General features: G+C 71.2%; 19 protein-coding genes, 1 other RNA gene and 1 pseudogene. 17 read left to right on the top strand and 4 right to left on the bottom strand.

Translation table 11 applies throughout. The features are described 5' to 3' along the window. Window positions 1-88 precede the first annotated feature (88 nt). The 7 genes from pyrH (at window position 89) to BIU98_RS02940 (ending at window position 5,214) form a co-directional block, all read left to right on the top strand. Window positions 89-808, top strand: a complete 720-nt coding sequence (gene pyrH, locus BIU98_RS02970) for a UMP kinase (RefSeq protein WP_071271204.1) — start codon at window positions 89-91, stop codon at window positions 806-808. Window positions 809-854: 46 nt separating this feature from the next. Beyond that, on the top strand, window positions 855-1,409 hold the full coding sequence (gene frr / locus BIU98_RS02965; RefSeq protein ID WP_071271201.1) for a ribosome recycling factor: 555 nt from the start codon (window positions 855-857) through the stop codon (window positions 1,407-1,409). After that, window positions 1,409-2,428, top strand: a complete 1,020-nt coding sequence (locus tag BIU98_RS02960; protein WP_083392913.1) for a phosphatidate cytidylyltransferase — start codon at window positions 1,409-1,411, stop codon at window positions 2,426-2,428. The genes frr and BIU98_RS02960 overlap by 1 nt, the downstream gene beginning before the upstream one ends. Window positions 2,429-2,494: 66 nt before the next feature. After that, window positions 2,495-3,043: a DivIVA domain-containing protein gene (locus BIU98_RS02955; protein WP_071271198.1), complete on the top strand. Its 549-nt coding sequence runs from the start codon at window positions 2,495-2,497 to the stop codon at window positions 3,041-3,043. An 80-nt stretch (window positions 3,044-3,123) separates the two neighbouring features. Continuing rightward, the gene (locus tag BIU98_RS19760; RefSeq protein ID WP_254787777.1) at window positions 3,124-4,128 is read left to right on the top strand and encodes a lytic transglycosylase domain-containing protein; all 1,005 of its coding nucleotides are present in this window, start codon (window positions 3,124-3,126) and stop codon (window positions 4,126-4,128) included. Window positions 4,129-4,144: 16 nt separating this feature from the next. Continuing rightward, window positions 4,145-4,462 carry a hypothetical protein gene (locus BIU98_RS02945; protein ID WP_071271195.1) on the top strand — a complete coding sequence of 106 codons (318 nt, stop codon included), beginning with the start codon at window positions 4,145-4,147 and terminating at the stop codon, window positions 4,460-4,462. After that, on the top strand, window positions 4,459-5,214 hold the full coding sequence (locus tag BIU98_RS02940) for an alpha/beta hydrolase (RefSeq protein ID WP_071271192.1): 756 nt from the start codon (window positions 4,459-4,461) through the stop codon (window positions 5,212-5,214). Before BIU98_RS02945 ends, BIU98_RS02940 begins: the two co-directional genes overlap by 4 nt. Before the next feature lie 67 nt (window positions 5,215-5,281). Here BIU98_RS02940 and BIU98_RS02935 read toward each other — a convergent pair whose 3' ends face one another. Next, window positions 5,282-7,096: a hypothetical protein gene (locus BIU98_RS02935; RefSeq protein WP_071271189.1), complete on the bottom strand. Its 1,815-nt coding sequence runs from the start codon at window positions 7,094-7,096 to the stop codon at window positions 5,282-5,284. 185 nt (window positions 7,097-7,281) lie between these two features. Here BIU98_RS02935 and BIU98_RS02930 point away from each other — a divergent pair, with 185 nt between their 5' ends. Then, window positions 7,282-9,018 (top strand): hypothetical protein, encoded by a 1,737-nt coding sequence (locus BIU98_RS02930; protein ID WP_071271186.1) that lies wholly within the window; start codon window positions 7,282-7,284, stop codon window positions 9,016-9,018. Next, window positions 9,015-10,049 carry a tetratricopeptide repeat protein gene (locus BIU98_RS02925; protein WP_071271183.1) on the top strand — a complete coding sequence of 345 codons (1,035 nt, stop codon included), beginning with the start codon at window positions 9,015-9,017 and terminating at the stop codon, window positions 10,047-10,049. The genes BIU98_RS02930 and BIU98_RS02925 overlap by 4 nt, the downstream gene beginning before the upstream one ends. A 383-nt stretch (window positions 10,050-10,432) precedes the next feature. Here BIU98_RS02925 and glgB read toward each other — a convergent pair whose 3' ends face one another. From glgB to BIU98_RS02910, 3 genes are all read right to left on the bottom strand, one after another. Next, window positions 10,433-13,093 (bottom strand): 1,4-alpha-glucan branching protein GlgB, encoded by a 2,661-nt coding sequence (glgB, locus tag BIU98_RS02920; RefSeq protein WP_254787776.1) that lies wholly within the window; start codon window positions 13,091-13,093, stop codon window positions 10,433-10,435. Next, window positions 13,090-15,090 (bottom strand): maltotransferase domain-containing protein, encoded by a 2,001-nt coding sequence (locus BIU98_RS02915; protein WP_175481278.1) that lies wholly within the window; start codon window positions 15,088-15,090, stop codon window positions 13,090-13,092. The genes glgB and BIU98_RS02915 overlap by 4 nt, the downstream gene beginning before the upstream one ends. A 95-nt stretch (window positions 15,091-15,185) precedes the next feature. Next, window positions 15,186-17,237 (bottom strand): glycogen-debranching protein, encoded by a 2,052-nt coding sequence (locus BIU98_RS02910; RefSeq protein ID WP_071271180.1) that lies wholly within the window; start codon window positions 17,235-17,237, stop codon window positions 15,186-15,188. A gap of 57 nt (window positions 17,238-17,294) precedes the next feature. Here BIU98_RS02910 and BIU98_RS02905 point away from each other — a divergent pair, with 57 nt between their 5' ends. From BIU98_RS02905 to BIU98_RS19240, 8 genes and pseudogenes are all read left to right on the top strand, one after another. Further along, complete coding sequence (locus BIU98_RS02905; protein ID WP_071271177.1) at window positions 17,295-18,458, top strand: cysteine desulfurase family protein; 1,164 nt, start codon at window positions 17,295-17,297, stop codon at window positions 18,456-18,458. Window positions 18,459-18,636: 178 nt separating this feature from the next. Further along, the gene (locus BIU98_RS02900) at window positions 18,637-20,187 is read left to right on the top strand and encodes a glycoside hydrolase family 16 protein (RefSeq protein ID WP_071271174.1); all 1,551 of its coding nucleotides are present in this window, start codon (window positions 18,637-18,639) and stop codon (window positions 20,185-20,187) included. 112 nt (window positions 20,188-20,299) lie between these two features. Further along, window positions 20,300-21,409 carry a peptide chain release factor 2 gene (prfB, locus tag BIU98_RS02895; protein ID WP_071271171.1) on the top strand — a complete coding sequence of 370 codons (1,110 nt, stop codon included), beginning with the start codon at window positions 20,300-20,302 and terminating at the stop codon, window positions 21,407-21,409. A gap of 51 nt (window positions 21,410-21,460) precedes the next feature. Beyond that, complete coding sequence (gene ftsE, locus BIU98_RS02890; RefSeq protein WP_071271168.1) at window positions 21,461-22,219, top strand: cell division ATP-binding protein FtsE; 759 nt, start codon at window positions 21,461-21,463, stop codon at window positions 22,217-22,219. Continuing rightward, window positions 22,216-23,130 (top strand): permease-like cell division protein FtsX, encoded by a 915-nt coding sequence (gene ftsX, locus BIU98_RS02885; protein ID WP_071271165.1) that lies wholly within the window; start codon window positions 22,216-22,218, stop codon window positions 23,128-23,130. The genes ftsE and ftsX overlap by 4 nt, the downstream gene beginning before the upstream one ends. A gap of 57 nt (window positions 23,131-23,187) precedes the next feature. Then, window positions 23,188-23,664, top strand: a complete 477-nt coding sequence (smpB, locus tag BIU98_RS02880) for an SsrA-binding protein SmpB (RefSeq protein ID WP_071271162.1) — start codon at window positions 23,188-23,190, stop codon at window positions 23,662-23,664. A gap of 95 nt (window positions 23,665-23,759) precedes the next feature. Next, window positions 23,760-24,137, top strand: a transfer-messenger RNA (tmRNA) gene (gene ssrA / locus BIU98_RS02875). A gap of 172 nt (window positions 24,138-24,309) precedes the next feature. Next, a pseudogene (locus BIU98_RS19240) lies at window positions 24,310-25,043 on the top strand (hypothetical protein); the annotation flags it as partial.

The following is a 25,043-nucleotide window of genomic DNA, read 5'->3' as shown; positions in this document are numbered from 1 at the left end:
TGCGACGGTCTGGAGGCTCCACCTGCCTCCGCCGCACCGGCTCCGGCCGGGTAGATTCCCACGAGACATTCGACGAAGGGTGCGACACATGACCGACGAGACGACCGGACGCCGACGGGTCCTGCTGAAGCTCTCCGGAGAGGCGTTCGGCGCCGGCTCCCTGGGGGTCAACCCCGACGTCATCGCCACCATCGCCAAGCAGATCGCCGAGGCCGCGCGCGAGGTCGAGGTCGCGATCGTCGTCGGTGGTGGCAACTTCTTCCGCGGCGCCGAGCTCTCGCAGCGCGGCATGGACCGCGGGCGTGCCGACTACATGGGCATGCTCGGCACGGTCATGAACGCCCTGGCGCTCCAGGACTTCCTCGAGCAGGCCGGTGCGGCCACCCGGGTGCAGTCCGCGATCAGCATGACCCAGGTCGCCGAGCCGTACATCCCGCGGCGCGCCGAGCGGCACCTCGAGAAGGGCCGGGTCGTCATCTTCGGTGCCGGCGCCGGGCTGCCCTACTTCTCCACCGACACGGTCGCCGCGCAGCGTGCGCTCGAGATCGGCGCGACCGAGGTCCTCGTCGCCAAGAACGGCGTCGACGGCGTGTACTCCGCGGACCCGAAGAAGGACCCGACCGCCGAGAAGCTGCGCCACGTGACGTACCAGGACGCCCTGCTGCAGGGACTCAAGGTCGTGGACGCCACCGCGTTCTCGCTCTGCATGGACAACGGCATGCCGATGCACGTCTTCGGCATGGAGGGCGAGGGCAACGTCGCTGCCGCCATCCGGGGCGAGCGCATCGGCACCGTGGTCAGCAACTGACCCGAGCGCCTGACTAGACTCGACGACGTACCGAAGGAGACCCACCGTGATCAGTGATGTCATGACCGACGCGACCGCGAAGATGGCGAAGGCCGTCGAGGTCGCCAAGGACGACTTCGCCACCGTCCGAACCGGGCGCATCAACGCCGCGCTCTTCCAGAAGATCCCGGTCGACTACTACGGCTCGCCGACGCCGCTGGCGCAGCTGGCGTCCCTGCAGACGCCAGAGGCACGGACGCTCATCGTGACGCCGTACGACAAGACGGCGCTGAAGGAGATCGAGCGGTCCATCGCGACCTTCCCGAACCTCGGCGCCAGCCCGACGAACGACGGCGAGATCGTCCGCGTGACGATCCCGGAGCTCACCCAGGACCGCCGCAAGGAGTTCGTGAAGCTCGTGCGTGGCAAGGGCGAGGACCACAAGGTCGTCATCCGCAACATCCGTCGCAAGGCCAAGGACGACCTCGAGGCCCTGAAGGGCGAGGTCTCCGACGACGACATCGCTCGTGGCGACAAGGACCTCGACGCCCTGACGAAGAAGCACGTCGACCTGATCGACGAGTCGCTGAAGAAGAAGGAAGCCGAACTCCTCGAGGTCTGATGCGGCGTCACGACGAGGGCGCCGACCGCCCGACAGCAGATGACCCCCGCCCGTCGGCGAAGGGCCTCCGGCAGGACTTCGATGCCAGGGCCCGCGCCGCACGGACGGACTTCGAGGCCCAGCTCCGCCAGCGCCGGGCGTCGTTCGACGCGCGCCGTGCGTCCTTCGACGCCCGCAACGAGGCCCTGACCGCGCGCACCGGGCGCAACCTGCCCGCAGCGATCGCGATCGCGCTGGCGTTCGCCGTCGTGATGCTCGGGTCACTGCTGCTCTGGACCCCGTCGTTCATGGTCGTCGCCGCGTTCCTGCTCGGCTTCGGCGTGTGGGAGCTCGCGGGCGCGATGCGCTTCGCCGGCCGTGACGTCCCGCGCATCCCGAGCGTCGCCACGGCGGTCGCGATGGTGCCGGCGGCGTTCCTCGGCGGACAGGTCCAGGCGCTCTTCACGATCCTCGGCGGGATCGTCCTCATCTCGGTCTGGCGGCTGGTCGAGGTCGCCGTCGCACGGCCGCGCCCGTCCAGGGGCAACGTGGTCCGCGACCTGACGAACGGGCTGTTCGTGCAGGCCTACGTCACGCTCCTCGGCGCGTGCGTGGTGCTCCTGTCGGCACTCGACCGCGGCAACTTCTGGGTGGTCGGCTTCATCCTCGTCGTCGTCGCGGTCGACACCGGGGCGTACGCCACCGGGCTCAACCTCGGCAAGCACCCGATGGCGCCGCGGATCAGCCCGAAGAAGACGTGGGAGGGCTTCGCCGGCTCCGTCGCGGCCAGCATCGTCATGGGCATCCTGGTGTCGTGGCTCATGCTCGAGATGCCGTGGTGGTTCGGCATCATCCTCGGCGTGCTCATCTCCGGCTCGGCGACGCTCGGTGACCTGACCGAGTCGATGATCAAGCGCGACCTCGGCATCAAGGACATCTCGTCGTTCCTGCCGGGCCACGGCGGCCTGCTCGACCGGATCGACAGCATCCTGCCGTCGGCGGCCGTCGGCTACGTGCTCTACCTGATCGTCAACCACTGACCCGAGCGGTTCGGTGGCCCCGCGCGTCCAGCGGGTCCCAGGGTGGTGTGCTGGCAGAATGACGCCGTGCCCACGACGTTCCCGACAACTCCCCGCTCGGTCCTCGGCTACGACGTCGACGAGGTCGACCGTTTCCTCGAGGACGCCCGCCGCGCCTACACCGCGAACGACAGCGCCCCGGGACTCGAGGCCGCGAAGATCCGCGCGACCGCCTTCTCGATGAAGAAGGGCGGGTACTCGACCCAGCACGTCGACGCCGCGCTCGAGCGCCTCGAGGACGCCTTCGCCGCTCGGGAGCGCGAGCGCGAGATCGCCGACGTCGGGCAGAAGACCTGGTACGCCGACGCCCGCACGAAGGCGTCCGACGTGGTCGAGCGCCTGGACCGCCCCGACGGTCAGCGCTTCCACCGCGTGAACGTCCTGGCGACCGGGTACCACCCGAAGGACGTCGACGCCTTCGCGCAGCGGCTGGGTGGCTACTTCCGCGAGGGCAAGCCGCTGAGCCTGACCGAGGTCCGCTCCATCGTGTTCCGCCCCAAGCACGGCGGGTACCGCGAGGCCCAGGTCGACGCACTCCTCGACGCCGTCGTCGAGGTCATGCTCGCCGTCCGCTGACCCGTCGACGGACCCCGGCGCGACGCGCTGGTGCCAGGTGCTTCGCTTTCCGTGATCGTTCCGTTATCCTGGTCAGACTCATGGGCAGGCACACGGCAGACCTCAGCTCCGACCGCGCATCCCGGCAGCAGCTCGACCACCAGGTCAGCGAGCGCCGCGCGGCACTGAACCGAACCCGCACGGCGGAGACCCCGGTGCAGTCGGTGGACCCGACCGCACCGACTTCCACGCAGCAGGGCCTGGCTCCCGCGCCGGTCGCGCCGAAGTCGGTGGCGGCCAACCGCGTCAGCCCGGCCACGCCGTCGGACCCCCGCGTCGTCAAGCAGCGCCGCGGCGCCGTGTCCCGCACCAGCCCGAAGAACCGCATCGCCCCGCAGGCACGTCGTCCCTCGTCGGACGCCACGCTCAACGGCTTCATGCGCCGCCGCTCGAACGTGCCGGCGCTCTCCTTCTTCGCGGTCGCCCTGCTGGCCTGTGGCTCGCTGTTCAACCCGCTGCAGGCCGACGTCGCCCAGGCCGCCGTCGACACCCCGGTGCTCACGAAGGCCCCCGCGGCGCCGCAGCAGTTCAGCGCGCACGGCACCTACGCCGCCTTCGACGTGACCCGCGACAGCTACGACATCACCAAGCCGGTGCCGAAGAAGGTCGTCAAGCCCGCTCCGGCCGTGACGGCGACGGACGACACGACGACCGACGACGCAGCGACCCCGACCGCATCTGCGTCCCCGACCGCCGCCGCAGTCACCCCGTCCAACAGCATCGCCGCCGTCGCCGCGACGCCCGACCCGGGCAGCGCACAGGCGATCGCACTCGAGCTCGTCACCGCCCGTGGCTGGGGCAACGACCAGTACAGCTGCCTCGTCTCCCTGTGGAACAAGGAGTCCGGCTGGCGCGTCAACGCCTACAACCCGAGTGGCGCCTACGGCATCCCGCAGGCCCTGCCCGGCAGCAAGATGGCGACCGCCGGTGCCGACTGGCAGACGAACCCCGCCACGCAGATCACCTGGGGCCTGAACTACATCTCCGGCGTCTACGGCACCCCGTGTGGCGCCTGGGGCCACAGCCAGTCCTTCAACTGGTACTGATCGGCAGCCCCCACCAGTGCCGCGCAGCAACCGGCCGCGGCGACCACGGGGTCGAGCCGACGGCGCTCGGGTCGAGGACGTCGAGGAGCCCTTCGGCCTCGACCGACTCATGAGCGGTTGGAAGCGGACCGAGGTCCGTCGCGGCCGTGAGTACGCCGTCCAGCCGATCTCGACGGCGTCCGCGCAGAAGGAGTACCTCTGCCCGGGCTGCGGTCTGACGATCGAGCCGGGCGTCGCGCACGTGGTGGTCTGGCGTGCCGACGGCGTCCTCGGCGACGCAGCCGACCTCGCGTCCCGCCGGCACTGGCACAACCACTGCTGGAGGACGGCATGACGGATGCGCACAGCCAGGTCGGTGCGGACACCGAGATCCGCTCGGCCACGGTGCTGCCCGCCGTCCGCACCGAGGTGGAGCTCGTGACCGACGACCACTTCACCCTGGTGGGGGAGCTCGCCGAGCCGCAGGGACGCCCCGCCCGCGGCACGATCGTCACGCTGCACCCGTTGCCCACCGCGCAGGGCTTCATGGACTCGCACGTCCTGAAGAAGGCGGCAGCCCGGCTGCCGGAGCTCGCCGACATCGCGGTGCTCCGCTTCAACTTCCGCTCGGTGACCTCCCCGCGCGGCACGTCCGAGGGCACCTTCGGCGACGGCGTCTCCGAGGGCTTCGACCTGCGCGCGGCCGTCGCCGACGTCACTGCCCGCGGGCTGCCGACACCGTGGCTCGTCGGGTGGTCCTTCGGGACCGAGGTGATCCTCAAGCACGCGCTCGAACACGTCGAGGCCGGCGCCGTCGCCGGGGTCGTCCTGCTCTCGCCGCCGTTGCACCGCACGAGCGACGAGGAACTCGCCCGCTGGGCCGCCGTCGACGTGCCGGTGGTCGCACTCGTGCCGGAGCACGACGACTTCCTGCAGCCCGACGCCGCCGCCCGGCGGTTCGCAGTCGCGCCGAACGTCCGCGTCGTGCCGGTGCCGGGTGCGAAGCACCTCTGGGTGGGGGAGCGGTACGTCCGCGTCGTCCTCGACGCCGTCGCGGACCTCGTCGTGCCGGGGTCGGCACCACTGCCGACCCACTGGCCGCGCTGAGGACCGCACCACGCCACCAGGGTGAGCCGACCTGGAGGACCGGGTCGGGCCTCCAGGTCGGGTCGCCTCAGGAGTCGGTCGCGTCCACCCGCGTCGGTGCGCCCTCGACGACGCCGGCGGCGTGCGTCAGGACGCCGCGGAGGTTCTCCAGGTAGCCGGCGACCGCTTCGCGCTCGGTCCGGATGGCGGCGAGCCGGTCCTCGGCCTCGGCGACCTGGGCGGCGGTGCGTTCCTCGGCCTCGGCGACGATCGCGTGCGCGCGTTCCTGCGCCTCGGACAGGAGCCGGCGGGCGTGTTCCTCGGCGTCGGAGGTGCTGGTGCGCTCGAGGTCGTTGGCCTCTTGCCGGAGTCGCTCGGCACGCTCGCGGGCCTCGGTCGCCCGGCGGGTGGCCTCGGCGAGCTGGAGGTTCGCCTCGTCGAGGTAGCGCTGGGTCTCGGTGACGGTCTCGTGGTGCTTCTGCAGGTAGTCCTGCTCGGCGTCGTCCCGCCGCGCGGCGAGCTCGGACTCGAGCGTGGTGCGGGCCTCGTCGCGCTCGCGGGCGATCTCGGCGAGGACCTCGTCGCGCTCCTTTGCCAGACCGGCCCGGGCGGTGTCGATCTCCTGTCGGAGCGCGGTCCGCTCGGCTTCGAGCGTGCCGAGTTCAGCGCTGCGACGTTCGGCGATCTCGGAGTCGACCTCGGCGTGCTCGCGCTCGCGTCGGGCGGCCAGCTCGGCGTCGTGGTCCTGGGCGGCACGTTCGGCGACGGCGAGGGCCTCGGCGCGCTCGCGGTCGATGCGCTCGCGGTGCTCCTCGGTCTCGCGGGCGATGCGGGCGGCGGTCTCCTGCAGCAGGCGGTCGTTCTCGGCGGCGGTCTGCTCCTGGTCGACCTGCAGCTGTGCGCGGACGGCGTCGGCTTCCTGCGCCAGCGCTGCGCGGGCCGAGGCGAGCTCGCGGTCCCAACCGGCGCGGGCGGCGGCGAGGTCCTCGTCGTGCTCCCGGCGGCGGTCGGCGAGTTCGGCGGTGAGTTCAGCGCGGCGCGACTCGACCTCGGACGCCAGGTCGGCCCGGCCGGTCTCCAGCTCGAGCTCGAAGGCGCGGCGGCGCTCGGTGTGCTCGTGCTCCCAGGCGGCGCGGCCGTCGGTGACCTCGCGCTCGAGGGCCTCCCGGCGGGTGCGCTCGTCGCGGTCGAGGTCCTCCACGCGGCGGGCCTGGTCGGCCTCGAACACGCTGCGGCGGTGCTCGGTCTCGCGGTCGAGGTCCGTGGCGGCGCCCCGGGCGGCGGCGGCCTCGCGCTGGGCGAGTTCGCGCAGTTCGGCGACCTCGTGCTCGGCGCGGGCGCGGAGGGCGTTCGTCTCGCGGATGGCGACGGACCGGGTCTCGGCGGCCTCGGTGACGGCGGCTCCACGCATCGCGGCGGCCTCGTTGCGGGCGTCCTGCGTGAGCATGCCGGCTTCGGCGCGGGCACGTTCGACGGTGTCGCCGGACTCGGCACGGGCACGGGCGAGCTCGTTCGTGGCCCGGGTCCTGGCGTCCTCGAGGGTCTCGCGGGCTTCTTCCTGGGCTTCGCGGACGGTGCGGTCGGCTTCGGCGCGGCTCGAGGCGCGGAGGCGCTGGGCGTCGATGTCGGCCTGGGCGATGAGCCGCGTGGACTGTTCCTCGGCGACGCGGAGGGTCGACTCGAGGCGGGTGCCGAGCCCGCTGTAGGTGGGGGTGCCGGCCTCGTCGAGCTCGCTCTGCATGTCCGAGACGCGGGACTGCAGGAGACGGATCTCCTTGGCGGCTTCGGCGCGGTCGGTGTTCGACTTGATGAGTCCACGACGGAGGTCGTTCAGCGCCCGGTCGACCTCGTCCTTGCGGTAGCCCCGCAGCTCGGTCCCGAACTCTGCCTCGTCGTTCGCCACGTGTCGCTCCCACTGGTCCACTCGGGCGGCCCGGTGCCGCCCGCGCCCCGATTGTAGTGGTGCCCCGATGACCAGGGCTGAGCCTGGGGACAGGGTGACGGGATGCGCCTCCCAGTGGTTCTCGCGTAACCTGGGCCGTTGATTCGCGCCGATCCCCCCACCCCGGCGCGGAGGGAGAGAGTTCCGTGCGATTCGTCCTGGCGATCGTCAGTTTCGTGATCGGGCTGCTGCTCGTCGGCCTGGGGGTCGCCGAGCGGACGGTCTTCGCTCCGCCGTCCTCGATCGTCGCGCAGACGTCCACCTCCACCGAGGCCCCTGTGACCGTGATCCCCGGCTCCGTGCTCAACGCGAACCCCGGGTACCAGCGGATCAACGTCTCCGGACCCGGCAAGGTCTTCGCGGCCTACGGCAAGACCTCCGACGTCGACGCCTGGGTGGGTGACGCCCGCCACCGCACGCTCCGTTACGACGCCGACCGGTCCCGACTGGTCGCGAGGACCGCCGGCAGCGAGACCACCGTGCCGGACCCGAAGGGCAGCGACCTCTGGTACCAGGAGTACGACGGGGCCGGGCAGTTCACCGTCCGTCTGCCCGACGACGTCTCCGTGCTCATCGTCGGCGAGGGCTCGTCGGCAGCGCCGGCAGACGTCTCGGTCACCTGGCCGCGTGACACCGCCACCCCCTCCGTCGGACCGCTCATGACCGCCGGCGGCGTCTTCGTCATCGGCGGCATCGTCCTGTTGGTCTGGGCGTTCCTGCACCAGCGTCGTTCCCGCGGCCCGCGTCGTCGCAGTGGCGGGACCCGGCCGCCCCGCGTCCGGGCCTCGCGCCGCGCCGCTGCCGCCGGCGCCCAGGTCCCCGCGCGGTCACGTCGCGGCCGTCGGTCGCTCGTCGCGGTGCCGGTCGTCCTGCTCGGCGCACTGTCGCTCGCCGGGTGTTCGTCCGAGTACTGGCCCCAGGGCGGTGTCGCAGCGACGCCGACCCCGAGCGCGTCCGCGACGGGAGCCGCCGAGCAGGCCGAGCCGACCGCCGCCACCCGGCAGCAGATCACCCGGGTCGTCCAGCGCGTCGCGGACGTCGCGACGAAGGCGGACACGGACAAGGACGCCGACCTCGCGGCCACCCGCTTCGTCGGGCCCGCGCTCGATCTCCGCAAGGCCAACTACACGATCCGCGACGCCGACCAGGACGTGCAGGCACCGCCGACGATCTCGGCTGCCGACGTCTCGGTCGCGCTCCCGCAGCAGACCGACAGCTGGCCGCGCACAGTGTTCGTCGTGACCTCGGACCCCTCCGACCAGAAGACGGCACCGCAGGCGCTCACCCTCGTGCAGGAGTCGGCCCGCGACGACTACAAGGTGATGTACGACGTCTCGCTCGAGGCCGACGCCACCCTGCCCTCCGTCGCACCCGCGTCGATCGGCACCGCGCAGCTCGCCTCGGACTCCCCGCTCCTGGCGATCGCCCCGGACGAAGTCGGCACGGCCTACGGCGACGTCCTGTCGAAGGACGCAGAGAGCGAGTACGCCGACCTCTTCCATAGCGACGGCGACGACCTCCGGCCGAAGATCGGCAAGGACTACAAGGACAAGAAGTCCGAGGCCCTGCCCGACACCGCCAAGATCGAGTACTCGTCCCAGTCGCCGGAGGGCACCGCCATCGCCCTGGCGACGAACGGCGCCGGCGCACTGGTGTCGGTCAGCCTCGACGAGATCGAGAAGGTCACGCCCACGGCTTCCGGGGCGTCCGTCAACACCGAGGGTGCCGTGAAGGCCCTGTCCGGTGTCGACTCCAGCAAGAAGGGCGTGAGCGCCACCTACGGCGTCCAACTGCTCTTCTCCGTGCCGGCCGTCGGGTCGGACGACAAGATGGTCCTGCTCGGGTTCACCCAGGGCCTGATCGCAGCGAGTGAGGTGCAATGACGAACGTCCCCCCGACCCCGTCCGGACTCCGCGGAGCCGTCGACCTGTCATCCCTGGTCGAACGAGCGCAGCGACCGGCAGGACAGCAGCCGACCGGTCCCGGTGCCGCGGGCCCCGGTGCCGCTGGCGCCGGAGCTCCCGGTGCTGGTGCGCCCGGCGTCCCGGGCGGTGCCGGCGCCGGTGACCTGACCGTCCCGTCGCTCGTCCTCGACGTCACCGACGAGACCTTCCAGGACGTCCTGCAGCTCTCGACCATCGTCCCCGTCATCGTGGACATCTGGGCCGAGTGGTGCGGGCCGTGCAAGCAGCTCTCGCCGATCCTCGAACGGCTGACCGCGGAGTACGACGGCCGGGTGCTGCTCGCCAAGGTCGACGCCGACACGAACCCGCAGCTCGTGCAGGCCTTCCAGGCGCAGTCGATCCCGACCGTGGCCGCCGTCATCGCCGGACGCCCGCTGGGGCTGTTCGTCGGGGCGCTGCCCGAGGCCGAGGTCCGCGACGTCTTCGAGCAGGTGCTCCAGGCGGCCGAGCAGAACGGTGTCTCGGGACGCGTGACCGTCGACGGCGCCGGGGTCGAACCCGAGGCCGTCGAGCAGGGCGAACCCGAACCCGAGCCGCTGCCGCCGCACCACCAGGCCGCGTACGACGCGATCGAGCAGGGCGACTACGCCACCGCGATCCAGGAGTACAAGACCGCGATCCTGCAGGACCCGCACGACCAGATGGCCGTCGCGGGACTGGCCCAGGTGTCGCTCCTCGACCGGCTCGCCGGGCACACCGCGGACGACATCCGTGCCGCCGCGGGTGCCGGCCCGCACGACGTCGAGGCACAGCTCGCCGTGGCCGACCTCGACATCAGCGGTGGCCACGTCGAGGACGCCTTCGGGCGCCTGCTCGACCTGGTGCCGACGGTGTTCGGCGACGAGCGTGAGGCACTCCGCGTCCGGCTCGTCGAGTACTTCGAGCTGATCGGTGCGGAGGACCCGCGCGTCGTGGCGGCACGCCGCCGCCTGGCGAACGCGCTGTACTGACCCCGCGGGGGCGTCGCGAGACGCCCCCGTCTGCACGAGACGCCCCCGAGCGCTCGAGACACCGCCGGATCTGGCGGCGTCTCGAGTCGCCGGGGGCGTCTCGCGTTGTTCGCCGGGGACTGACGGACAGGAGGCTCGGTGCCAGCCGGCACCGAGCCTCCCGTCCGTCGTGGTGGACGGTTGGACCCATGACGGGTGCGATGGGATGTCGGATCGCGCGGAGGAGGTCGGGTGTCCGAACTGGCCACGCGCGATTCGACGTGCCGCGCGCGACGCAACCTGCTGCGCGTGACCTCTGCAGGGCGTACTGCGCCACACAGACGGAAGCGCGGAGGGGGTCGGGGTGGCCGACCTCCTCCGCGCGTTCGCGTCGCGCCCGTGGGCTACGGGGCGAGCTTCAGCCAGACCGCACCGAGCGGGGGAACCACGAGGTTCGCCGAGGCCGGGCGACCGGCCCACGGTGTGTCCTCAGCCGTGACGACGCCGAGGTTCCCCACGCCGGACCCGCCGTACTCGGCCGCGTCGGTGTTGAGGACCTCGTGCCACTCGCCGGCCGTCGGCAGGCCGAAGCGCCGCTCGACGGGCACGCCGGAGAAGTTCACGAACACCGCGAGGCGCTCGTCGCCGGCCTTCCGCAGGAACCCGATGGTGGCGTGGGGTGCGTCGCCGCCCTCGAGCCACTCGAAGCCCTCGGCGGTGCTGTCGTGCGTCCACAGCGCCGGGGTGTCCTTGTACACGCTGTTGAGCTCGGCGACGAGGTCCTGCACGCCCCGGTGACCCGGGTCGTCGAGGTGCCACCAGTCGAGCCCGCGGGCCTCGGACCACTCGCCGATCTGGGCGAACTCCTGGCCCATGAACAGCAGCTGCTTACCGGGGTGCGACCACATGAACGCGAGGTAGGCGCGCACGTTCGCGAGCTTCTGCCACTCGTCGCCGGGCATCTTGCCGTAGAGCGAGCCCTTGCCGTGCACGACCTCGTCATGGCTGATCGGCAGCGTGAACTGCTCGCTGAACGCGTACACGAACGAGAAGGTCAGCTCGTCGTGGTGGTAGGAGCGGTACGCCGGGTCGCGCTGCACGTACTCGAGCGAGTCGTGCATCCAGCCCATGTTCCACTTCTGCCCGAAGCCGAGGCCCCCGACACTGGTGGGCTGCGTGACGCCGGGCCACGAGGTGCTCTCCTCGGCGATCATCACGATGCCCGGGTAGCGCTTGTACGCGGTGGCGTTCGTCTCCTGCAGGAACGAGATCGCCTCGAGGTTCTCGCGTCCGCCGTGGATGTTCGGCAGCCACTCGGTGCGGGAGTAGTCGAGGTAGAGGATCGAGGCGACGGCGTCCACCCGGAGGCCGTCGATGTGGAACTCCTCCATCCAGTACAGCGCGTTCGCGACGAGGAAGTTCTTCACCTGCGGCTGCCCGAAGTCGAACACCAGGGTGCCCCAGTCGAGCTGCTCACCACGGCGGGGGTCCGGGTGCTCGAACAACGCGTGGCCGTCGAACTTCGCCAGGGCCCACTCGTCCTTCGGGAAGTGCCCGGGGACCCAGTCCATGATCACGCCGATGCCGGCCGAGTGCAGCCGGTCGATCAGGTAGCGGAGGTCGTCAGGGGTGCCGTACCGGGAGGTCGGGGCGTAGTAGCCGGTGACCTGGTAGCCCCACGACCCGCCGAACGGGTGCTCGGACAGCGGGAGGAACTCGATGTGGGTGAACCCGAGGTGCTGCACGTGCCCGATGAGCTCGTCGGCGACGTCGCGGTACGACAGGCCGGGACGCCACGAGCCGAGGTGGACCTCGTAGACGCTCATGGGCCGGTCGTGCGTGGTGGCGGTCGCCCGGTCCTCCATCCACTGGCGGTCCCCGTCGGACCACGTGTAGGAGGAGCTCGTGATGATCGACGCCGTCAGCGGCGGGACCTCGGCGCGGCGCGCGAACGGGTCAGCGCGCTCGACCCAGCCGCCGTCGGTGAGAATCTGGAACTTGTACCGCTGCCCGTCGAGGGCTCCCGGCCAGAACAGCTCCCAGACGCCGAGGTCGTTCAGGCGGCGCATCGCGGTGGTGCGGCCCTCCCAGCCCTCGAAGTCGCCGATGACGCGGACAGCGGTGGCTCGGGGAGCCCAGACGGCGAACGCGACACCGTCGACGCCGTCGACGGTCGTGACGTGGGCGCCGAGGTGGTTCCAGAGCTGCTCGTCGCGGCCCTCACCGAACAGGTGCAGGTCGAGCTCGCCGAGCGTGGGCGGGAACCGGTAGGCGTCGTCGCTGGTCCAGGTGGTGTCGTCCTCGACGTACTCGGACTCGACCCGGTAGCGGCCGAGCTCGCCGGTCGTGGCGCCGGACCAGAGGCCGTCGCCCTCGTGTGCGAGCTCGATGTCGTTGCCGTCGGGTCGGACGATGCGGACGGACTCGGCGAGGTGGCGGACGACGCGCACGCTCGTGCCGCCGTCGACCGGGTGCGGGCCGAGCACGTCGTGCGGCTGGGACCACCGGCCCTCGGCGACCTGCTGGCGCAGCCACTCCTCGAGTGGAGCGGGCCGCGGCTCGACGGTCGCAGCGGCGGTGTCCGTCGTGGCGTCAGACGCACGGGGTTCTCTGGACGCAGCCGACTCGGCCACGTCCTGCGCGGTGGTGGCCGGGGTCGTGTCGACGGCCTCGGCGTGACGGGGGTGCGTGGCGTCCAGGCCACCGGCGAGCGTCGCCGACTCCGGCACGTCGCGGTCGGGGGCCTCGCGGCGCGGCAGACGAGCACCGGGGAGGTCCTCGCCGGGAGCCGACGTCCGCGGCTCGGTGCGCGGCGCTGCCTGCGGAGCGCGGGACGGCAGCGGCGCGGGGACCGGACGGCTCGGGACCGGGGCGCCGGCGCTCAGGCCAGCGGCGTCCGCTGCGTCGACCGGGTCGAGGTCGTCAGCGGGGTCCGCCGCGGGGTCGACGTGCTTCGCCGGGTGCTGTGAGCGCGCGGGCGGGGGCGGCGGCTGGACCGGCGGGACGCTCGGCCCCTGGCCGCGGTCGCGGGGTTCGATCCGCTCGGGGTTGTGGGGGTCGGTCATCGGTGGGGTCCTTCCACGACGAGCAGGTGCACGGGCTCCTGGAATGCGTCCAGGCGGACGTAGTTCGACGATCCCCAGACCCAGCGCGCGCCCGTGACGACGTCACGGACGTCGAACGACTGCTCGGGGTCGAGTCCGAGTGCGGCGAGGTCGAGGTGCACCGTGGTCTCACGGGCGGAGTGGGGGTCGACGTTCGCGACGACGATCACGGTGTCGGCGCGGCCCGAGCGGATGAACTGCCCGGGGAGGTGCTTGGAGTACACGACGATGGCGTCGTCCTCGCTGTCGTGCACGTGCAGGTTCCGGAGCTGGCGGAGCGCGGGGTGCGCCTGCCGGAAGCGGTTCAGCATCGTGACGTACGGCGCCAGGCTCGCGCCCTCGGCCTCGGCGAGGGCGAAGTCGCGCGGCTTGTACTCGTACTTCTCGTTGTCGATGTTCTCCTCGGAGCCCGGGCGTGCGACGTCCTCGAAGAGCTCGTAGCCGGCGTACATGCCCCACGTCGGCGCGCCCGTCGCGGCGAGGGCCGCGCGGATCTTGTACCCGGCGCGGCCGCCGAACTGCAGGAACTCGGTGAGGATGTCCGGCGTGTTCACGAACAGGTTCGGGCGGAGGTAGTCCGAGGTCTCGTGGGAGAGCTCGTCGAAGTAGTCCGCGATCTCGTCCTTCGTGTTGCGCCACGTGAAGTACGAGTACGACTGCTGGAAGCCGGCCTCGGCCAGGGCCCGCATCATCGCCGGGCGGGTGAAGGCCTCGGCGAGGAACACCGTGTCCGGGTGCTCGTCGCGGATCTCGCGGATGACGCGCTCCCAGAACCAGAGCGGCTTGGTGTGCGGGTTGTCGACGCGGAAGATCCGGATGCCGAACGCGATCCAGTGCCGCAACACCCGCTCGACCTCGACGACCAGGCCCTCGGGGTCGGAGTCGAACTGGATCGGGTAGATGTCCTGGTACCGCTTCGGCGGGTTCTCCGCGGTCGCGATGGAGCCGTCGGCGCGGGTGGTGAACCACTCCGGGTGCTCCGTGACCCACGGGTGGTCGGGGGAGCACTGCAGCGCGAAGTCGAGCGCCACCTCCATCCCCGTGTTCTTCGCCGTCTCGACGAAGTCGCGGAAGTCGTCCTCGGTGCCGAGGTCCGGGTGGATGGCGTCGTGGCCGCCCTCGGCCGAACCGATCGCCCAGGGGCTGCCGGGGTCGTCCGGACCGGCGTCGAGCGTGTTGTTCGGGCCCTTGCGTGCGGTGACACCGATCGGGTGGATCGGCGGGAGGTAGATGACGTCGAAGCCCATGCGGGCGACGGCGGGCAGACGGCGGGCGGCGGTGCGGAAGTCGCCGCTCTTCCAGGATCCGTCGGCGTTGCGCTTGGCGCCTTCGCTGCGGGGGAAGAACTCGTACCAGGCCCCGACACCGGCGCGGGTGCGCTCGACGTCGAGCAGCTGCACGGGCGAGTGGGTGCGGAGCGAGGTGACGGGCGACTCCTCGACCTCGGAGAGGATCCGCGGGTCGTCGGCCGCGGCGAGGCGGTCGGCGGGGTCGAGCTCCTCGTCGCGCATGCGGGCGGCGGCGCGGGTCGCGGCGGGGGAGTCGGTCTCCTCCGCCAGGCGGTCGAGCAGCACGGCGCCGTCGAGCAGCGTGGCCTCGGTGTCGACACCGGCGGCGATCTTCAGCCGGGCACCGTGGAGCCAGGAGGCCCAGTCGTCGGAGTAGGCCTCGACGTGCCAGGTCCAGACGCCGACGTGGTCGACCTGAACGGAGGCCTCGTAGCGGTCGGTGCCGGCAGCGGCGAGCCGCAACGGGACGGTCCTCGTCCCGCCGTCGGGTCGTTCGAGGACGACGTCGGCGCCGATCACGCCGTGGCCCTCCCGGAAGACGGTCGCGCCGAACGTGATCACCTCGCCGTCGAAGGCCTTGCCGGGGAAGCCGTTGGGCGTCCTCGGGGTGAGTTCGGTGATCGGGATGCGCCCGATCTTCGGACGCCGGGGTCGGTCTGCGGTGGCCACGGAGCAGACGCTACCCGGCGCGGCCCTCCGTGTTCCCCGGAACGCGTGTCCTGTGGACGGATCGGCGCGTCGCGCGACCGGTGGAGGAGCGTCCCTCAGACGACCTCGAACACGTGGATGCCCGGCCCGTACGCCGTGAACACCGTGCCGGCGGGGCGGTGCCGGTCGTGGTCGCGGTGCTTCTCGCTCGACCAGGCCAGCCGGTAGGCCAGCACGTCCTCCCGCACGGGGAGCGTCAGGTCACGGGTCCGCCCGCTGCCGTGCACCACGACGAGCACCCGGTCGTACGGCTCGTGCTCCGGCGTGGACTCGATGAACGACTGCAGCGCCCGGTGGATCGGCTGGTCCCACCACTCGCCGGTCATCGGACCGCCGTCCGGCCCGTACCAGGTCATCCGCGACGCCGAGGGCGTCACCTGCCCCTCGACGCCGAAGCGCGACGGGCGGAGCGCCGGGTGCGCGGCACGCAGCCGCGTCAGCGTGGCCACGGCCTCGGTCATGGACTCGGCGTCCTCGTCGTCCGACCAGTCCACCGGCGTGAGGTCCCCGGAGACGACGTACGCGTTGTTGTTGCCGTGCTGGGTGCGGCTGCGCTCGTCCCCGGCGGTGAGCAGCGGGACCCCGGCGGACAGGAACAACGTGCCGAGCAGGTTGCGCATCGACCGGCCCCGGGCCGCCCGGACACCGCGGTCCTCGGTCGCGCCCTCGTGCCCGTGGTTGAACGACCGGTTGTCGTCCGAGCCGTCGCGGTTCTCCTCGCCGTTGGCCTCGTTGTGCTTGCCGTCGTACGACACCAGGTCGTGCACCGTGAAGCCGTCGTGGGCCGTGACGAAGTTGACGCCGGCGAGCGGCCCACGCGTGACGTCGAAGACGCTCCGCGACCCCGTCAGCGAGTTCGCCAGCGCGCCGATGCCAGCCCCCGGCACGCCGCTGCGACGCTCCTGGCCGACGTCGGCCAGCCAGAACTGCCGGACGGTGTTGCGGAAGCCGTCGTTCCACTCGAGCGTCCCCGCGCCGAAGGCCCCGGTGCGCCAGCCGTCCGGGCCGACGTCCCACGGTTCGGCGATGACCAGGACGTCCTGCAGGTCCGGGTGCTGCCGGATGCGCTCGAGCAGCGGGTGCGCCGGGTCGAAGACGTGGTCGGCGTCGCGGGCGAGCGCGGCCATCAGGTCGAAGCGGAAGCCGTCGACCTGCATCTCGCGCGCCCAGTACCGCAGGCTGTCCACGACCAGGTCCGCGGTGGCCTCCACCGAGGTGTCGAGCGTGTTCCCACAGCCCGTCGTGTCGTAGTAGGAGTCGTCCTCGGCGAAGCGGTACCGGTTCGCCCCGTCGATCCCGCGGAGCGACGAGGTCGGGCCCCCGAGCCCCTCCTCGGCCGTGTGGTTGTAGACGACGTCGAGCACGACCTGGATGCCGGCCTCGTGGAGCAGCCGCACCATGCCCTTGAACTCGCGGAGCACCCCGTCCGCACCCGCTTCCCGCGCCGACGCCGAGGCGTACCCGGCGTGCGGGGCGAAGAACCCGAGCGTGTTGTAGCCCCAGGCGTTCTCCCGCTCGGCCTGCTGCAGCCAGTGCTCGGAGTCGAACGCCTGCACGGGCAGCAGCTCGAGCGTCGTCACACCGATCCGCTGCAGGTGCGCGATGGTGCTCTCGTGCGCGACCCCGGCGAAGGTGCCGCGGAGGTGCTCCGGCACGGCGGGGTTCGCGCTCGTGAGCGTCCGGACGTTGGCCTCGTACAGGACGACCCGGTCGAGCGGCACCGTCGGCTTGGGCACGTCCCCCCAGTCGAAGACGTCGTCCACCACCACGCTCGTCCACCGGGCCGCTGCACCCTCGGGAGCGCGGACGACCCCGCGGGCGTACGGGTCGAGCAAGGGGCGCTCGCCGTCGAAGTCGTGCCGACCGCCGGTCGGGCCGTCGACGAGCAGGTGGTACGTGTCCCCGACGCGGACGTCCGGGACCTCAGCGTGCCACCGGTCGGAGTCCGGCTCGTGCGTCAGCGCGACCCGTCGCTCCGGCGCCGAGTCGTCCGGCCGAGCGTCGAGCACCAGGGTGGCGGCGGTCGCCGTCGCGGAGCGCATCGCGAAACGCGCGACGTCCTGACCCAGGTGGAGCCCCTGGACGGTGTCGATCGCGATCTGCTGCACCCGACAAGGGTACGAGGACACGCGCGTATCCTGAAAACGCTCGAACAGGGGGTTCCCATGCAGGTCTACCTCGACCACGCAGCGACGACGCCGATCCTGCCCGAGGCGCTCGCCGCCTTCACCGACGCCCTCGCCACGGTCGGCAACCCGTCGTCGATCCACAGCGCCGGCCAGCGCGCCAAGATGCTGCTCGAGGACGGTCGCGCCCGCGTCGCCGCCTCCCTCGACGCCGAACCCGTCGAGGTCGTCTTCACCTCCGGAGGCACCGAGAGCGTCAACCTCGCCGTCAAGGGCCTCTTCTGGGCACGACAGGTCGACCACCCGCGGCCCCGCATCGTCGTCGCGGCGGGGGAGCACCACGCCACCGTCGACACGGTCGACTGGCTCGAGCGCCACGACGGCGCGGTCGTCGACGTGGTCCCGCTGGACGCGCAGGGTCACCTCGACCTCGTCGGCCTGGAGGCCCGGCTCGCCTCCGCCACGGACGTCGCCCTGGTCACGTTCCTGTGGGCGAACAACGAGGTCGGCACGATGCAGCCGGTCGAGCGGATCGTCGAGCTCGCGCACGCAGTCGGCGTCCCGGTGCACGCCGATGCGGTGGCCGCCTACGGCCAGGTGCCGGTGTCGTTCCATGACTCGGGCCTCGACGCCATGAGCGTGTCCGCGCATAAGATCGGGGGACCGGTCGGCATCGGCGCGCTCGTGCTCGGCCGCCGCGCCACGGTCGAACCGCTCATCCACGGTGGCGGCCAGCAGCGGCAGGTGCGCAGCGGTACGCAGGACGCCCCTGCCGCGATCGCGTTCGGCGTCGCGGCCTCCACGCCGCACGCCGACGTCCGGGCCCTGCGCGACCGACTGGTCGCCGGTGTCCTCGAGGCCGTCCCCACCGCCGTGCTCCGCGGCGACCCGGTGGACCGCCTGCCGGGCAACGCGCACTTCACCTTCCCCGGGTGCGAGGGCGACTCGCTCCTGTTCCTCCTCGACGCCGCCGGGGTCGCCGTGTCGACGGGCTCCGCGTGCCAGGCCGGCGTGCCCGAGGCCTCCCACGTGCTGCTCGCCATGGGCCTGTCCGAGGACGAGGCCCGCGGCGCTCTCCGGGTGACGCTCGGGCACACCTCGACCGACGCCGACGTCGACGCCTTCCTGGCGGCCCTGCCCGACGCCGTGGCGCGGGCGAGCGCGGCGGGGATGGCCTCCCGGGAGCCGCTGCTCGGCCGCTAGGCGCTTGTCCCCAGTTCGGGGCTGACCAGGGCTTCTCTGCTGTCCTGCCGGTCGCCCGGCCGTGTGTCGGACACCTGTCCCCAGTCCGGGGCTGACCTGCTCGAAACGCTGTCGGAGCGCGTTCGAGCGCCCGTACAGTACCGATCGTTCTGGTCGGTCAGGGGCAGGGAATCACCACATGGACATGCAGACGAACGCGGGTGCGGTGCGGACACGAGCGGGTGTCGTGACGGCCACGGTCCGTGGGCACGCACGCCGACGCCTCGCCGTCGTCGCCATCGTGACGACGATCGTCGCCGTCGTGTTCAGCGCGTCCCCGGTGCTCGCTGCGACCGCGACGCCGACGGGCGCGATCGACACCGTCCGCGCCGGGCTGGGAACGGTCACCGTCCGCGGGTGGGCGGTCGACCGGGCGAAGTCCGCCGTGTCGACGAGCGTCCGCGTCACCATCGGCGGCAGGGTCGCCGGCACCGTCCCCGCCACGACGGCCCGCGCGGACGTGAACCGTCACCTCGGAGTGCGCGGGAAGCACGGGTACAGCGGCTCCGTCACCTCGGCGAAGTACGGCAAGCAGTCGGTCTGCATCACGGCGCTCAGCCTGACCCGCGGGAAGGACGTCGCGCTGGGGTGCCGGACCGTCAGCATCAGGAACCCGTCCCCGATCGGGGCGCTCGACCGCGTCGCCGCCACCCCCGGCACGCTGACGGTCCGAGGGTGGGCGCTCGACCCGGACACCTCGTCGGCCTCCACCGACGTCACCGTCACCGTCGGCGGCACCGCGATCGCGACCGTGCACACCGATGCGCTCCGGGGCGACGTGAACCGTGGCCACCACGTCACCGGCAGGCACGGCTTCGACACCTCGCTCGCGACGACCGCGAGCGGCACGCAGTCGGTGTGCGCCGTCGCGGAGAACGTGGGCACCGGGACCGACACGCGTCTCGGGTGCCGGACGGTGACCGTGCCGGCAGTGGCGCCGTCGCCCGTGCCCTCCCCGCCGACGGCACCGTCGACCACCGCTCCGACGGACGACCAGGACGGCGGCGCGATGCCGGCGGCAGCCTCCGGCTGGACGCGGGTCTTCGGCGAGGACTTCACGACACCGGCGGCCCCCGGGGGCTTCATGGCGGCCTACGGTGACCGCTTCGTCACCTACGACGGGTTCAACGACACGAGCGGCGCCGGGAAGTACCGCCAGTCAGCGCTGTCCGTGGCCGACGGGACGCTCGACATGCACATGCACACCGATGCCTCCGGGCAGCCCACCGGCGCCGCGTTCATCCCGCTCGTCGACGGCCGGTGGGGCGGGCAGACCAGCGGCCGCTACGACCTCCGGCTCCGAGCGGACCCGGTCGAGGGGTACGGGCTCGCCGGACTGCTGTGGTCGGACACGAACACCTGGGAGGACGGCGAGGTCGACTTCCCCGAGGGTGCCCTCGACGGCACCGTCACGCTCTCGAACCACTGCCCGGGCAACCCGGCCGCCAACTGCCTGCACCGGGACACCGGCACGACGTTCGCCGCCTGGCACACCTACACGATCGAGTGGTCGCCGGCGAAGCTCAGCTTCCTCATCGACGGCGTGACCGTGGCCTCGACCACGAAGCAGATCCCGACGAAGTCGCTGCACCTCGTCCTCCAGGCAGCGACGATGTCCGAGCAGAAGCCGCCGAAGGACGCGGCCGGGGACGTGCAGGTCGCGTGGGTGAGCATCTCCCGAGCCGGATGACGGACCGCCAGCGCGCGTGTGCCGGCCACCGTGCCGACGCGACGGGCGTGACGGAGCCGCGCCGGGCCTCCCGGTCGGCCGTGTCCTGGCTGCGCCGGTAGGATCGGTGACCATGGTCGAACTGGACTACACCGAGCAGCTCTCCGCCCTCCGAGAGACCTTTGGCAACATCCGCTCGGTGGTCGACGTCGACCGCCTGCAGCGCGAGATCGCCGACCTCAGCGAGCAGGCCGGGGCCCAGGACCTCTGGGACGACGTCGACCACGCGCAGCAGGTGACGAGCGCGCTCTCCCACCGTCAGACGGCACTGAAGAAGATCACCGACACCGAACGGCGCATCGACGACCTCGAGGTCCTGGTCGAGATGGCGAACGAGGGCGACGACCAGGAGTCCGCCGACGAGGCCGCCTCCGAGCTGAAGGCGATCACGAAGACGATGGGCGAGCTCGAGGTGCAGACGCTCCTCGACGGCGAGTACGACGACCGCCCCGCGGTCATCACCATCCGCGCCGGGGCCGGTGGCGTCGACGCCGCCGACTTCGCCGAGATGCTCATGCGCATGTACCTGCGGTACGCCGAGCAGCACGGCTACAAGACCACCGTGATGGACACCTCCTACGCGGAAGAGGCCGGCATCAAGTCCGCCACGTTCGAGGTCGACTCCCCGCACGCCTTCGGCACCCTGTCGGTCGAGGCCGGCACACACCGCCTGGTCCGCATGTCGCCCTTCGGTGCCGCCGGCAAGCGCCAGACGTCGTTCGCCGCGGTCGAGGTCATCCCGCTGATGCCGGAGACCGCCGTCATCGACATCCCCGAGAACGACATCCGCGTCGACGTCTTCCGCTCGTCGGGCCCCGGCGGCCAGTCCGTCAACACCACGGACTCCGCGGTGCGCCTGACCCACATCCCGACCGGCACCGTGGTGTCGATGCAGAACGAGAAGTCGCAGATCCAGAACCGTGCCGCCGCCATGCGCGTGCTCCAGTCGCGACTCCTGCTCCTGAAGAAGGAAGAGGAGAACGCGAAGAAGAAGGAGCTCGCCGGGAACATCACGGCGAGCTGGGGCGACCAGATCCGCTCCTACGTCCTGGCGCCGTACCAGATGGTCAAGGACCTCCGGACGGAGCACGAGGTGAACAACCCCTCAGCCGTGTTCGACGGCGACCTGGACGGCTTCATCAACGCCGGGATCCGCTGGCGCAAGCAGTCCGTCGAGTCCTGAGCCGCGCGCCTGGCGGTCTTTCCGAGGCGAGCAACCTACCCTGATCCGGTCATGATCAAATTCGACCAGGTCACCAAGCTGTACTCGGGCAACCCGAGTCCCGCGCTCGACAACGTCACCCTCGAGATCCTCAAGGGCGAGTTCGTCTTCCTCGTCGGTGCGTCCGGCTCCGGGAAGTCGAGCTTCCTGCGCCTCGTGCTCAAGGAGGAGAAGCCGTCGCGCGGTCAGATCCACGTGCTCGGACAACGCCTCGGCGCGCTGTCCTCGAGGAAGGTCCCGTACTTCCGCCGGAACCTCGGCGTGGTCTTCCAGGACTTCCGCCTGCTGCCGAACAAGAACGTGTTCGACAACGTCGCGTTCTCGCTGCAGGTGATCGGCAAGAGCAAGGGCTTCATCAGCGAGGCCGTGACCGACGTGCTCAAGCTCGTCGGTCTGAACGGCAAGGCGAACCGCATGCCGCACGAGCTCTCCGGTGGTGAGCAGCAGCGCGTCGCGATCGCCCGTGCCGTGGTGAACAAGCCGTCGGTGCTCCTGGCCGACGAGCCCACCGGCAACCTCGACCCGACGACCTCGGCCGGCATCATGGCGCTCCTCGAACGCATCAACCAGGGAGGCACCACCGTGCTGATGGCGACCCACGACGCGAGCATCGTGAACCAGATGCAGCGACGCGTGATCGAGCTGTCCGGGGGTGTGGTCCTCCGCGACGAGCAGTCCGGCGGGTACCAGACCCAGGCGCTCCCGATCCAGCACCCGGCCGGCGTCTCGACGACCACCGGCATCCAGACCATCCCGGGGCTCATCCGATGAGGCTCGGACTCGTCATGGGCGAGGTCGGTTCCGGCCTCCGTCGCAACGCCTCGATGGTCGTCTCGGTCGTCCTGGTGACCTTCATCTCACTGACCTTCGTCGGCACCGCGATCCTGATGCAGATGCAGATCAACCAGATGAAGGGGTACTGGTACGACCGCGCCCAGGTCGCCGTCTACCTCTGCACCGAGACCGACAACACCGGCAACTGCACCGGAGCGAAGGCCACCGAGGACCAGCGCGACCAGGTCGAGGAACTCCTCAAGGGCCCGACGCTGGCGCCGTACATCGAGAAGACCTACTTCCAGGACCAGCAGCAGGCCTTCGTCCGCTTCAAGCAGCAGTTCAAGGACGCTCCGACGACGGAGTTCGTCAAGCCCGAGTACCTCAATGAGACCTTCTGGGTGAACCTGAAGAACCCGTCGCAGGCGGACGTGCTGCAGGAGAGCCTGTCGAAGGTCGCCGGCGTGCAGAGCGTCATGGACCAGCGCGGGTACCTCCAACCGATCTTCAACCTGCTGAACGCCTCGTCGTACACGGCGATCGGCATCGCGGCCCTGATGCTCATCGCCGCCGTGCTGCTCATCGCCACGACGATCCGCCTGTCCGCGTTCTCGCGGAGACGGGAGCTCGGGATCATGCGCCTGGTGGGGGCGTCGAACCGGTTCATCCAGACGCCGTTCGTGCTCGAGGGCGTGATCGCCGCGGCGATCGGGGCCGTGCTGGCCGGTGGCGCGATCACCGCCGTCGTCTGGTTCTTCGTCCGCAACTACCTGACCAAGCGGTTCAGTGGTGTCGCGTTCATCGGCATGAGTGACGCGGCCGTGGTCGTCCCGGCGGTGATCGTCATCGGGGTGGTCCTGGCGGCGGTGTCGGCGTCGATCGCCATCCGTCGCTACCTCAAGGTCTGATCGTCCGATAGACTGTGGGGCTGCGCACCCGCAGCGATGGTTCGAGAGGAGACGCGCATGGCGAAGGAACGCGGCGAGAAGATCGTGGCGACGAACCGCCGCGCGCGCCACGACTACCTGATCGAGTCCACGTACGAGGCCGGCATGGTGCTCTCGGGTACCGAGGTCAAGTCCCTGCGTGAGGGCCGCGCGTCGCTCGTCGACGGCTACGCCTTCGTGGACGGGGGAGAAGCCTGGCTCGACGCCGTGCACATCCCCGAGTACACCGAGGGCACGTGGAACAACCACGCCCCGCGGCGCAAGCGCAAGCTGCTCCTGCACAAGCAGGAGATCGTGAAGATCTCGCACAAGACGGCGCAGGGTGGCTACACCCTCGTGCCGCTGCAGATCTACTTCCACGACGGCCGCGCCAAGGTCGAGATCGCGGTGGCCAAGGGCAAGCGCGAGTTCGACAAGCGCCAGGCCATGCGCGAGAAGACCGACAAGCGCGAGGCCGAGCGGGCCATGCGCACGCGGAACCGCGTCGGCGAGTAGCGGTCGGCGCCGATCCTCGGTAGACTGAACAGCTGCCTGCGGAAACAGGCGCAACAACTCCACAGTGTGACAGCGGCTCGCTGCTCGGCCCGTACGGGGATGATCGGTTTCGACATTGCCTGTGTGCCGACGGGAAGCGGGCCGAGGATCCACGGTCATCTCGTCAACGATCCGTGGAAAACAACAAGTGCCAATTCCAAGCGCACTGACTTCGCTCTCGCTGCGTAAGCAGCCCAGCACATGAAGTCCGTCGGCCAGGTGATCGTCTTCTAACCTGAGTTCCGGCGTCATCCAGAGGACTTGCTGCACGGTTGCGCCTCAGGGCCGTGCGGGACTTGCACTGAGACTGGGCCCGTCGTCCTAAAAGCCGGTAGCAAAGGACGGGGCCGAGCAGAACGAATCATCCGGATACGCCCGTAGAAGACGTCGAATTGCAGCGATGGACGGGGGTTCGATTCCCCCCATCTCCACCATCGCCGAGCGGCGCAGCTGCTGTCACACGTGGCCTGAGCGATCAGGACCGAACGCCCCGTCGGTGTCGAAGGACACCGACGGGGCGTTCGCTGTTCGTGCACGCGGCAGGACTACGCTCCGGGGCAGGCGCGGGAAGACACCCGTGCCCGAACCCGAGTGGAAGGTCCCGCTGTGCAGGAGATCGCGATCCGAGTCCGGCTGCGAGAGCAGGAACGAGTCGGCCTGGCCGAGTACGAGCGCATCGTCGCGTCGGTCGCCACCGTCGCCGCGCTGACGGCCTGGCTCCCCACCCCCGATGCCCGACTGGTCATCCGCGGCCGTGGTGCTGAGCCCGTCCGCCTCGAGACCGTGTCGTACGGCTCCACGTTCGAGATGCTCGTCGTGCTCGACCAGCGCAGCGCCGCCGTCGAACGCGCCGCCGCCACCGTGGCCGCACTCATCGAGTCCGTCCGCCACGAGCACGTCGAGGACGACGTCGCCGGGGTCGCGGGCGAGATCGACCGGCTGGACCGCTCCGCACCCCGAGGCCGTTCGGCCGTGGAACGGTCGCTGCGGACGTTCCTCGAGGGCGCCCGGGCCGACGTGCTGGCCCGGAAGAGCACCACGCGTCTCCGTGCCGCGCAGGCCCTCGTCCGGCTCGCCGAGGACGCCGCCGAGCTCACCGTGGAGCGGGTCGAGGACGCGCTCGCCTCCGAGCTGACCGAGCAGCCGGTGGACGTGCTCGAGGACACCGGGTCCGCCGTGGTGGTCGAGCCGGTCGACGGACTCGAGCCGAGCGAGCCCGCCGTGCCGACCGTCCCCGCCGTGCCGCCCGTCCCCGCCGTGCCGCCCGTCCCCGAGGCACCCGAGGCGCACGAGGACCAGGACGGCGAGAAGACGAAGAAGTCGAAGAAGAAGTCGTCCAA

Source organism: Curtobacterium sp. MMLR14_010, from assembly GCF_001865015.1.
GTDB lineage: Bacteria > Actinomycetota > Actinomycetes > Actinomycetales > Microbacteriaceae > Curtobacterium.
The sequence above is the reverse complement of the archived record's forward strand: the minus strand, read 5'-3'. Positions and strand labels throughout refer to the sequence as shown.

Coding starts and splice junctions, on each gene's coding strand:
- ftsX (WP_071271165.1), top strand. CDS start 22,216: ATGAGGCTCGGACTCGTCATGGGCGAGGTCGGTTCCGGCCTCCGTCGC.
- BIU98_RS02925 (WP_071271183.1), top strand. CDS start 9,015: ATGACGAACGTCCCCCCGACCCCGTCCGGACTCCGCGGAGCCGTCGAC.
- pyrH (WP_071271204.1), top strand. CDS start 89: ATGACCGACGAGACGACCGGACGCCGACGGGTCCTGCTGAAGCTCTCC.
- BIU98_RS02960 (WP_083392913.1), top strand. CDS start 1,409: ATGCGGCGTCACGACGAGGGCGCCGACCGCCCGACAGCAGATGACCCC.
- BIU98_RS19760 (WP_254787777.1), top strand. CDS start 3,124: ATGGGCAGGCACACGGCAGACCTCAGCTCCGACCGCGCATCCCGGCAG.
- ftsE (WP_071271168.1), top strand. CDS start 21,461: ATGATCAAATTCGACCAGGTCACCAAGCTGTACTCGGGCAACCCGAGT.
- BIU98_RS02940 (WP_071271192.1), top strand. CDS start 4,459: ATGACGGATGCGCACAGCCAGGTCGGTGCGGACACCGAGATCCGCTCG.
- BIU98_RS02900 (WP_071271174.1), top strand. CDS start 18,637: ATGGACATGCAGACGAACGCGGGTGCGGTGCGGACACGAGCGGGTGTC.
- BIU98_RS02905 (WP_071271177.1), top strand. CDS start 17,295: ATGCAGGTCTACCTCGACCACGCAGCGACGACGCCGATCCTGCCCGAG.
- prfB (WP_071271171.1), top strand. CDS start 20,300: ATGGTCGAACTGGACTACACCGAGCAGCTCTCCGCCCTCCGAGAGACC.
- glgB (WP_254787776.1), bottom strand. CDS start 13,093: ATGACCGACCCCCACAACCCCGAGCGGATCGAACCCCGCGACCGCGGC.
- smpB (WP_071271162.1), top strand. CDS start 23,188: ATGGCGAAGGAACGCGGCGAGAAGATCGTGGCGACGAACCGCCGCGCG.